Here is a 7362-nt window from a genome sequence, read left to right as displayed (position 1 = left end):
TCATGGAAGTGGTACGCGACGGTGTTCTCATCGAGCTGGCTGAGCGAACCCTCCTGCGCGCGCAGCACTCCCGCGAAGTAGCGGAAGTGATCGATGGCGAGGGGGATGTCGGCGGCGAGCGTCTCGCGCACCGGCTTGCCGTTCTCCCACGTCTCGGCGACCGCGATCTCCTCGAGGTGCTGCTCCATGCGGTCGGCGATCTTGTTGAGGATCACACTGCGCTCGGCGGGCGTCGTGCGCTTCCAGCCCTCGAACGCCTTCCAGCCGTTCTCGACGGCCCGGTCGATATCCTCGGCCGTGCCACGACCGACCTCGGTGAACGGCTTGCCGTTGACGGGGCTGACGTTCTCGAAGTACCCGCCCTTGACGGGATCGACGAACTCACCCCCGATGTAGTGCCCATAACGGGCTCGATACGACGCGATGGACCCAGCTGTTCCCGGAGCGGCGTATGCAGTGGATGCGGTTTCTTCGACGATCGTCATGGGGGTCTCCTTCGACGGTGCGCGGCCTCGTTGCCGCACGCCTTTCACCGACGATAAGTCGCGCAACGTTGCATGTCCATGCGTTGCGTTGCAGAAGGTTGCGTCGGGTCGGAGCGCTCCTCAGTCGCTTTCGAGCCGCTCGAGACGGCTCACCACTCCCGCACGTCGGGGAGAGCGCGCCGGCAGCATCTCCAGGCACAGCCTCAGCACTTCGACGTCATCCGCGCCCTCGGGGATATCGGCGTAGGCGAGCAGCACGTCGATGTTCGCCTCGGCGAGCATCGCCTCCCGCAGGGCCGAGCGCACCGACTGCCGGAACTCCTCCACGCCGGGCGAGGTCGACACCGGCAGCACCGCGCCCCGATACGCCGTGAGCGCGACACGGTGCGCACCCCGGTCGATCAGCGAGAGCACATCGTGCGCGTCGGTCTCGAGCGGGAAGCTCAACCGGTACGGACGCGACTCCGGGGCCAGCTCCGGGGCGATCCGCTGCAGCACCTTGCGCAGGCGCACCATCTCAGGGCGCAGGGTGTCGGTCGACGACCCCTCCCCGTAGACGAGCGCTGCGAGCCGCTCCGCCGATACTCCGTGCCGGTTCAGTGCGAGCACGAGCAGGATCTCGGCGTGCCGTGCACTGAGCTCGATGATCGACTCGGCCCCCTCGGCGAAGACCTCGAGCTGCGCCCGATCGCGTCCGAGGACGCGCAGCACGGCGCGCAGCGGCTCCGAACGGCGACGTCGGCGCGTCGGCGGCGGGACCAGCGGTGTCGAGCTGCGTGCGCGCAGCCGTGCCACGAGCAGCTCCGACTCGACCGCCCGAGCCGTGGCATCCACGAGGAGACGCGCCTGCGGCGTCGCCGCCTCGGGTCCGCCCGTGACGTCGATCACGCCGAGAACCTCGCGGCTCTCCGGGTCGAAGACGGGAGCCGCCGTGCACGACCACGGGTGCACCAGCCGGTTGTAATGCTCGGCGCCGTGGATCTGAACGGACTCGCCGATCTCCAGCGCGGTGCCCGGAGCGGAGGTGCCGACCACGGACTCCGCCCAATTCGTCCCGGCGACGAAACCCATATCGCCGCTGAGCGCGCGCTTCTGCCGATCGCCCTCGACCCAGAGCAGCCGCCCCGCATGATCGCCGACCGCGATCATCACGCCCGAATCATCCGGGTCGCCGGGCAGCAGCAGACCACGGATCATCGGCATCGTGCCGGCCAGCGGATGCTCGAGCCGATAGCGTTCGAGCTCTTCCTCCGTCAGTGCCAGCGGTGCGAGAACCTCGGCGCCGATGCGCCGATTCCACGACCGCTCCCACGACTGACGCACCAGCGGTCGCACCTGCTCGAGCCGCCGATCGTCAAGATTTCCGGCGACGAGCTCCTCATGCGCACGCTCGATGATCGACCTCGGAACCTCTGATGAGGCATCCCGCGACACGGACCAAGGAGAAGTCATTGGTCTCCGATCTTCGATGACGGAGTGGGCCGCCAGTCTACGGAAAACCGGGGAACTTCGCGCGATTCCATGAAGTTCCCCGGTCATCGGTGGGTTATCCGCCGGTCAGGATGCCGACCAGGTGACGGGAGAGGCCTGGTAGGGGTTCTCCGGGTCGAGGACGACGGTCGCCTGAGTCGTGTCATCGAACAGGGCTCCCGTGATCTGCTGCCCCTCCTCGGCCAACCCGATCAGGCAGGAGAACATGTCCTCGCCGCCCTCCCACTCGGGAACGCTGGCACCGCACTCGTCGGTCTTCGACACGGCCATCGTCGTCAGGTACGCCCCCGGCGTGCCGTCGGCGAGCAGGGGCTGCAACGACAGGTTGCGCATTCCCCCATGAGCATCGACGACGTCCTGCGCGGCGTGGAACTGCGTGATGATGATGTACGGCGTGTACTGGGTGAAGTCCTCGGGGTTGCTGACGGCGTCCTCGAGGAAGCCCTCGGGCGCCTCAATCACGTCGTGCACGACGACGCCGAGCTCGTACGGATCCTCGCCCTCGTTGATCGGCCCCTCGAACCAGGCGACCTCCCCGAAGGACAGGGCGCTGCCGGCCGCGGTGATCTCACCCGGCTCGCCCATGGCGATGAAGTCGTAGTCGTAGTCGACGGCGGGTTCGGCATCGGCAGAGCCGCTGGACGAGCATCCGGTCAGGGCGAGCGCGCCGATCACGGCGAGCGGGACAAGGGTGCGATGAAGACGCATGGTATTCCTCCAGTGAATCGATGAAGACGCATCAATCCTAAGGAGAACGCGGCTCAGCCCCGGGCCGCCCACCATTCGCGCAGGCGCTGCTCCGCGGCATCCGGGCCGATCACGCCCTCATCGAGACGGATGTCGAGGAGGAAGCGGTAGGCCTCGCCGACCTCGCGTCCGGGCGGGATGCCCAGCACCTCCTGGATGCGGTTGCCGTCGAGCTCGGGACGCATCGCGTCGAGCTGCTCCTGCTCGCTGAGATCGGCGATGCGCTTCTCGATGTCGTCGTACGCCGACGACAGCCGGGCCGCCTTGCGACGGTTGCGCGTCGTGACATCGGCGCGGGTGAGGATGTGCAGGCGCTCGAGCAGATCGCCGGCGTCGCGTACGTATCGGCGCACCGCAGCATCGGTCCAGGCGCCCTCGGCGTAGCCGAAGAACCGCAGATGCAGCTCGATGAGGGTGGAGACGGCGTCGATCGTGTCGCCGTCGAAGCGCAGGGCCTGCAGGCGCTTGCGCGCCATGCGCCCGCCGACCACGTCGTGGTGGTGGAACGTGACCGCTCCCCCGTCCTCCAGCTTGCGGGTGCGGGGCTTTCCGATGTCGTGCAGAAGTGCTGCGATGCGCAGCGGCACGTCCGGCTCAGCATCCGGGTTCCGCGAGTTCTCGAGCGCGATCGCCTGCTGCAGGACCGTCAGCGAGTGCTCGTAGACATCCTTGTGGTGATGGTGCTCGTCGACCTCGAGGCGGAGGGCGCTGACTTCGGGGAGGAACTCCTCGATGAGTCCGGTGTCGACGAGGACGCGGATGCCGCGGGCGGGGTCGTCGGTCTGCATGAGGCGCACCAGCTCGCTCTGAACACGCTCGGGGCTGACGATCTTCAGCGTCTGTCGAAGGCGGGTGATCGCCTCGCGAGTGCCCTCCTCGATGGAGAAGCCGAGTTGGGCGCTGAAGCGCGCGGCCCGGAGCATGCGCAGCGGGTCGTCGCCGAAGCTGACGTTCGGATCGGTCGGGGTGCGCAGCACACCGGCGACGAGATCCTCGACTCCGCCGGTCGGATCGACCAGCTTGATGCCCGGCACCTGCAGCGCCATCGCGTTCACACGGAAGTCGCGACGCACGAGATCACCATCGATCGTGTCGCCGAACTCGACGGTCGGCTTGCGCGTCACCCCGTCGTAGCTGTCGGCACGATAGGTCGTGATCTCGACCTGCTCTCCCTGCACGCGGGCCCCGATCGTGCCGAAGGCACGGCCGATGTCCCACTGCGCGGATGAGATCGGAGTGACGATGCGCAGGATCTCGTCAGGAGAGGCGTTCGTCGTGAAATCGAGGTCGTGGACGGGACGCCCCAGCAGCGCATCGCGGACCGGGCCCCCGACGACGGCGAGCTCGAATCCCGCGGCGTGGAAGGCATCGGCGACGGCCGAGACGACCGGTCCCTGTGCGAGCGCGCGCAGACGCGCGAGCCCCTCGGCCATGTTCAGCATGGGTTCCAGCGTACCGGGGCTCGACCGGGCGGATGGGCTGCCGGATGTCCAAGTCGATTGGTGCCGCGCGTGTCGTTACGGCATAGTAGGTGGGTGCGGCGTCTACCCGAACGCCTTTACGGCTGATTACCCGACCCGCCATACCCGCTGTTTCGAACACACCCCAAACGTTCGAGACCACCCCCTGAATCGCATCGACGTTCGATGCGCCCGTTCAGGGTGCCTTGTCGACGACAAAACAAAAGGGAGAACCCGTGGCGAATCTTCGTCGTGAGCGCTCGGATGACCCATCCGAGGTCCAAGCCAACGCCGCCACGCCCCCGATGCGCCGCACCTCGACGAACGCGAGCGTCGCCGTGGCACCGGCCGCTCCCCAGCGCCGCCGTGCGAACCAGCACGTCAATGCGAGCGGCATCGCCGTCGAGCATGTCGCCGTCGAGCAGGAACCCGTCGAGGCCCCCTCGCACTCGCGCCGCACCCGTCGTCGCGCCGACTCCGTCGCCACGATCGGCGAAGCACCCGTGATCGCGGGCACGGAGCTGCCGGTCCAGCCCCCGGTCCACGAGGAGCCTGCCGCTCCTGAGCCCGTCGCCGCCCCGGCTCCCGAGGAGGAGCCGGAGGGACCGTCGCCGCGCGACGAGGCCGTCGAACTCGCCGAGCGCCTCGGCCTGGCGTACATCGACCTGACCGAGTTCGTCGTCGAGCCCAGCGTCGTCAACCTCATCCCCGACCAGATGTGCCGCCGTCAGGCCGTGCTGCCGATCTCCCGCGTGGGCGAGCGCCTCGTCGTCGCCGTCGCCGACCCGGAGAACGTCGTCCTCCTCGACGACGTCGCCGCCGTCGCGCGCATGCCGATCGCGCCCGTCGTCTCGGAGCGCCAGGCGATCCTCGCCGCCATCGACCGCTACCACCGCGTCGACTCCGAGCTCGAGGAGCTCACACACGCCTTCGAAAGCGAAGCCGGTGCCGATAAGGAAGCCTGGACGCAGGACGTCACGGATGCCGCGGGCGATGACGAAGCCCCCATCATCCGCTTCGTCAACCTGATCATCAGCCAGGCGATCATGGACCGCGCCTCGGACATCCACATCGAGCCCGGCCGCGAAGACCTGCGCGTGCGCTACCGCATCGACGGCGTCCTCACCGAAGTACAGCGGGTTCCCCGCACCATGATCGCCGGCGTCATCAGCCGCATCAAGGTCATGTCGGATCTCGACATCGGTGAGCGCCGCAAGCCCCAGGACGGCCGCATCTCGGTCAATCACGGTGGGCGCAACATCGACCTCCGTGTCGCGACCCTGCCCACCGTCTGGGGAGAGAAGGTCGTCGCCCGTGTGCTCGACTCCCCCGTCGGCAACCTCAAGCTCAGCGATCTCGGCATGCTCGAGCGCAACATGGAGGTCTACAGCGGCAGCTTCTCCAAGCCCTACGGCATGATGCTCGTGACCGGTCCGACCGGTTCGGGAAAGTCGACGACGCTGTACACGACGCTCGCGGCCATCGCGAAGCCCACGGTCAACGTCATCACGGTCGAGGACCCCGTCGAGTACCGCATGGCGGGCATCAACCAGGTCCAGGTGAACAAGACCGCGGGCCTCACCTTCGCCGCGGCGCTCCGCTCGATCCTGCGATCCGACCCCGACGTCATCCTGCTCGGTGAGATCCGTGACGAGGAGACGGCGAAGATCGCCGTCGAGTCCTCGCTGACCGGTCACCTCGTGCTCTCGACACTGCACACCAACGACGCTCCCAGCTCGGTCACCCGTCTCATCGAGATGGGCGTCGAGCCCTTCCTCGTCGGCACCGCCCTCGACTCGGTCGTCGCCCAGCGCCTCGCCCGCCGCCTGTGCGAGCGGTGCAAGGAGGAGTCGGTCGCGACCGAGGTCGAACTGCGCATCGTCAACGCGCCGGCCGCTCAGTACCAGAACCCGCCGACGATCTACCGTCCGGTCGGCTGCCCCCAGTGCTCCAACACCGGCTACCGCGGACGAATCGCCCTCCACGAGGTCATGGCCGTCGATGAGGAGATCGAGCGCATGGCCGTGGCCAACGCTCCGACCGCCGTGATCGCCGAATACGCCGAATCCAAGGGCATGACCCGCCTCCGCCAGGACGGCTGGGCCAAGGCGCTCCTCGGGCACACCTCCATCGAGGAGATCCTGCGCGTCACCGTGTGACGCACGAACCCGCATCTTCCCGTGCGCCCGGCGCGCGGCATCCAGAACTTCTTCACCTTGAAAGGCACCGCACGTGACGATCGATAACGCGTCCGCGTCCGCCATGGGCGGCTCCCGATTCGATGCCCTGCTGGGCGGCCCCGAGGTCGACCCCGAACTGCGCAACGTCCTCGGCGGTGTCGCCGGCGTCACCCTGCCGGCCAACGCCTCCGCATCGTCGAACAGCAGCATCCCGGACTACTTCTCGGACTTCGAGAACCAGGCCGCACGCCAGCAGCAGGCCCAGCAGCAGGCCCAGCTCGCCGCTCAGCAGCAGGCGCAGCTCGTCGCTCAGCAGCAGGCCGAGCTCGCCGCACGTCAGGCCCAGTTCACCGAGCAGATGCGGGCGAACGAGCAGCAGCAGGCCATGGCCGCCCAGCAGCGCGCTCAGCAGCAGGCAGCCCAGCAGGCGCAGTTCGCCGTTCAGCAGGCCGCCGCGCAGCAGGCTCAATACGCGGCCCAGCAGCAGGCTTCCGGCACGCGCCGCTCCGCCGCGCCCACCACCGCTCCCCTGCCGACGATGGACGCGTACTCCGGCGGCGGCGCCGATGCGCGCACGCAGGTGCTCGACGCGCAACTGCCCGTCAGCCAGATGTACGGCGGAGTCACGCCCGGCGCCGGTCAGAACGTGAACTCGGCACTGCCCGATTTCAGCGAGCAGGCCAAGCCGACCCGTGCGAGCCGCGCCACCGAGATCGAGCAGGCGATCCTCGCCGAGAACCCCGAGGCCGACCGTCAGTTCATCGCGGCGGTCACGGCGATCATCGACCTGGGCGCCTCCGACCTCCACATGGTCTCGGAGTCGACGCCGGTCGTGCGTCTGGACGGTCAGCTGAAGTCCGTCGGGGGCACGTCGATCTGGGATCGCGAGCGCATCGAGCGCGTCATCCGCGGCTTCGTGCCCGCCGAGATGATGGAGACGTTCGAGCGCGAGCTCGAGCTGGACCTCGCGTGGTCGGTGGGCGAGGTCGCCCGTTTCCG

At 68.3% G+C, this 7362-nt stretch carries 6 protein-coding genes; 2 read left to right on the top strand and 4 right to left on the bottom strand.

Features of this window, described 5'->3' with window-relative positions; all coding sequences use genetic code 11:
- From Q0Z66_RS11615 to Q0Z66_RS11600, 4 genes are all read right to left on the bottom strand, one after another.
- Positions 1-485 (bottom strand): aldehyde dehydrogenase family protein (locus Q0Z66_RS11615; RefSeq protein ID WP_298041305.1); only part of this gene is annotated, 485 nt, incomplete at its 3' end.
- A 120-nt stretch (positions 486-605) separates the two neighbouring features.
- Positions 606-1937 carry a helix-turn-helix domain-containing protein gene (locus Q0Z66_RS11610; protein WP_298041303.1) on the bottom strand — a complete coding sequence of 444 codons (1332 nt, stop codon included), beginning with the start codon at positions 1935-1937 and terminating at the stop codon, positions 606-608.
- A gap of 105 nt (positions 1938-2042) precedes the next feature.
- A complete protein-coding gene (locus Q0Z66_RS11605; RefSeq protein WP_298041301.1) occupies positions 2043-2684 on the bottom strand; it encodes a hypothetical protein in 642 nt (213 codons plus the stop codon).
- A 53-nt stretch (positions 2685-2737) separates the two neighbouring features.
- Entirely contained in the window at positions 2738-4165 is a 1428-nt protein-coding gene (locus tag Q0Z66_RS11600; RefSeq protein ID WP_298041299.1) for a CCA tRNA nucleotidyltransferase, read from the bottom strand.
- A 254-nt stretch (positions 4166-4419) separates the two neighbouring features.
- Here Q0Z66_RS11600 and Q0Z66_RS11595 point away from each other — a divergent pair, with 254 nt between their 5' ends.
- Positions 4420-6342 (top strand): GspE/PulE family protein, encoded by a 1923-nt coding sequence (locus Q0Z66_RS11595; RefSeq protein WP_298041297.1) that lies wholly within the window; start codon positions 4420-4422, stop codon positions 6340-6342.
- 73 nt (positions 6343-6415) lie between these two features.
- A partial coding sequence (locus Q0Z66_RS11590) for a hypothetical protein (protein WP_298041295.1) occupies positions 6416-7362 on the top strand: 947 nt, incomplete at its 3' end.

It is taken from the genome of uncultured Microbacterium sp., from assembly GCF_947632095.1.
Classification (GTDB): domain Bacteria; phylum Actinomycetota; class Actinomycetes; order Actinomycetales; family Microbacteriaceae; genus Microbacterium.
The sequence above is the reverse complement of the archived record's forward strand: the minus strand, read 5'-3'. Positions and strand labels throughout refer to the sequence as shown.

Coding starts and splice junctions, on each gene's coding strand:
- Q0Z66_RS11610 (WP_298041303.1), bottom strand. CDS start 1,937: ATGACTTCTCCTTGGTCCGTGTCGCGGGATGCCTCATCAGAGGTTCCG.
- Q0Z66_RS11605 (WP_298041301.1), bottom strand. CDS start 2,684: ATGCGTCTTCATCGCACCCTTGTCCCGCTCGCCGTGATCGGCGCGCTC.
- Q0Z66_RS11600 (WP_298041299.1), bottom strand. CDS start 4,165: ATGCTGAACATGGCCGAGGGGCTCGCGCGTCTGCGCGCGCTCGCACAG.